This window comes from Roseovarius sp., assembly GCF_018066915.1.
Lineage (GTDB): Bacteria > Pseudomonadota > Alphaproteobacteria > Rhodobacterales > Rhodobacteraceae > Roseovarius.
The window spans coordinates 1-2,968 of record NZ_JAGPVV010000274.1; the positions used below are offsets into that span (position 1 = coordinate 1).

A 2,968-nucleotide genomic window follows, 5' to 3' on the forward strand; every position below is an offset into this window, starting at 1 on the left:
GAAAGCCGCGAAACCGCGAGGCAAACTCCTGATAATGCTGCCGCGCCAAGAGCGTCGTCGGCGCAATCACCGCCACCTGTAGCCCGGACATCGCGGCGACAAAGGCCGCGCGCATTGCCACCTCGGTCTTGCCAAATCCGACATCGCCACAGATCAACCGATCCATCGGCGCGCCGGACCCCAGATCGTTGAGCACATCCTCGATGGCGTGCAACTGATCGTCGGTCTCCTGATAGGGGAACCGCGCGGCAAACGCCTCCCAGGCGTGATGCTCGGGCTCGATCACCGGCGCGCTGCGCAGCGCACGCTCGGCCGCCACCCGGATCAGACGATCCGCCATCTCGCGGATACGTTCCTTGAGCCGCGCCTTCTTGGCCTGCCATGCGCCGCCTCCCAGACGGTCAAGCAAGCCCTCCTCATGCCCGTATTTCGACAAAAGCTCGATATTCTCGACCGGCAGATAGAGCTTGGAGCTTTCGGCATATTCCAGCACAAGGCATTCATGCGCCGCCCCAGCGGCTGTGACCACCTCGAGCCCCAGATACCGCCCGATGCCGTGGTCCACATGGACCACCAGATCACCGATGCTCAGGCTCTGCGCCTCGGTCAGGAAATTCTCGGCCCGCCGCCTGCGCGGCGCACGGATCAGCCGCTCGCCCAACACATCCTGTTCGGCGATCACCGTCAGCCCCGGTGCGTCAAACCCGGTCTCGAGCGGCCAGACCGCCAGATGCAGCCCATGCTTGCCAATGCCCTTGGCGCTGCTGACCCCCACCGCGCCAATCAGCCCCTCATCTTCCAAGAGCCCCTCAAGCCGCTCGCGCGCGCCCGCAGAGTAGGATGCCACCAGCACCGGACCACGGTCCAGTTTTGAGCGAATATGATCCTTCAACGCACTGAAGAGGTTGATGTTTTCCTGCTGCCGCTCGGGCGCGAAGTTGCGCCCGATGCGCCCGCCCGCGTCGATCACCCCAGGCCCGGTCGCCTGCGGCAGCGCCGAGAATTGCAACACGCGCCGGTCCGCCACCGCCGCCATCCACGCGGCATCGTCGAAATACAAGAGACCGGGCTGCACCGGCTTATAGACCGTGTCGCCCCGCGATTTCTGGCTCAGCGCCAGATGCCGCGTCTCGTATTGATCCGCGATACTGTCCCAACGCGCCAACCGCTGCGGCGTCACCTGCTCATCGAGCGTGATCGTGGCGCCAGGCAGATAATCAAAGAGCCCTTCCAGCCGCTCGTGAAAGAACGGCAACCAATGCTCGACCCCGGCATGTTTGCGCCCTGCACTCACCGCCTCGTAGAGCGGATCATCCGTGCCCGCCGCGCCAAACTCGATCCGGTAATTCTGGCGAAAGCGGCGGATCGCCTCCTCGTCCAGAATGACCTCAGACACCGGCGCAAGCTCCACCCGGTCCAGCTTTTCCGTGGTGCGCTGCGTGCCCGGATCAAACCGGCGCACCCCGTCCAGCACATCGCCAAAGAGGTCAAGCCGCACCGGCCCGCCCTCGCCCGGCGGGTAAATGTCAATGATCCCGCCGCGCAGCGCATAATCCCCCGGCTCTGTCACCGTGGGCGCCTGCGTGAACCCCATCCGCACCAGAAAATCGCGCAATGCCTTTTCGTCGATCCGCTCGCCCACTGCGGCGACAAAGGCCGCACCGCGCAGCACGGCGCGCGCGGGCACCCGCTGCGTCGCGGCATTAAGCGTGGTCAACAGCACGAAATGCGACGGCCCCCCATGCGCCAGTCCCGCCAGCGTCGCCATCCGCGTGGCGCTGATCTCGGCATTGGGCGAGACGCGATCATAGGGCAGGCAATCCCACCCCGGAAAGGTCATCACCGGCATGTCGGGCGCAAAGAACCGCAACGCCGCCTGCATCGCCGCCAGACGCTTGTCGTCGCGCGCCACATGCAAGACCGGCGCGCCGGTCTTGGCCACCTCGGCCAGAATGAGCGTGGCGTCAAAGCCTTCGGGCGCGCCGCCCACGGTGATATGCTGCGCCTTGGTCATGATCTTCCTGCGTCTTGCGCCCGGTCAAAAGCGCGCGTCATCCCAGAATATTGGCGTTCATGTTCTGATACATGCCCCACATGGCGGTCACGAAAATCGACACCATGCCGATCACCTGAATAACCAGACGATGCGTCTGCAACCGCTTGATCAAGGCAACACCGGTCAGGTCCTGCGCTGCGATGCGCTCTGCCGCCCAGACCGACAACCCCCCAACCAGCAAGAGCGGAAACCCCAAGAGAAACAGCGCCTGCGCGAATTCGTTGTCATAGACAAACCCCAAGAGCAGCAAGACCGTCATGATAAAGGCCACAAGCCCCGCCATCAGCAGCCCGGATTCCCGCGCCACATAAAGCAGACGGTTGATGTTGATCCGCACCATATCCTCGAAATCCGTCATCGCCTGCACACTCTGGCCCTTGCGCGCGCGAATGGCCATGTCCCACGGCACCCCAAGAACCCCGTGACTGGCCGAGGACCAGGTTACAGCCAGGGCAATCCAGAACCAGAGGTTGCTGAATGACCGCATGTCGATCAACTCGAAAACCGTGTCGTACCAGTCCAAATCCGGACCCCTCTTGCCGCATCATCGCCTCTCTTAGCGCCGGTGCGCGGCAATTCCTACCCTTGAGATGCGCGAATTTCCATGCCACTCAGTCAAGGTTGATCCAGCCAGAAAGACCGCCCATGCGCCCGACTCAAGCCGCCTTTCCCGCCACCCGCCTGCGCCGCACCCGTGCGACCCCCAGCATCCGCGCCCTTGTGGCCGAGAATACGCTGACAGCGGGCGATCTGATCTGGCCGCTCTTCGTGCGCGATGGCGACGGAATCGAGGAACCGGTGCCCTCCATGCCCGGTGTCATGCGCCGCTCCATCGACCGCGTGGTGGTCGCCGCCCAAGAGGCCGCCGATCTGGGCATCCCGGCCATCTGCCTCTTTCCCTATACCTCCTCC

General features: G+C 64.1%; 2 protein-coding genes and 1 pseudogene. 1 reads left to right on the forward strand and 2 read right to left on the reverse strand.

The features are described from left to right. The coding region (locus tag KBT70_RS15205) for a CarD family transcriptional regulator (protein ID WP_296635677.1) at positions 1-2,014 on the reverse strand (2,014 nt) is incomplete at its 3' end. Between the two features lie 37 nt (positions 2,015-2,051). Then, positions 2,052-2,579, reverse strand: coding sequence for a component of SufBCD complex (locus KBT70_RS15210; protein ID WP_296635680.1), 528 nt, complete (start codon positions 2,577-2,579; stop codon positions 2,052-2,054). A gap of 122 nt (positions 2,580-2,701) precedes the next feature. On the opposite strand from KBT70_RS15210, the pseudogene KBT70_RS15215 reads away from it, so the two are divergent. After that, positions 2,702-2,968 (forward strand): annotated as a pseudogene (locus KBT70_RS15215) (porphobilinogen synthase); the annotation flags it as partial.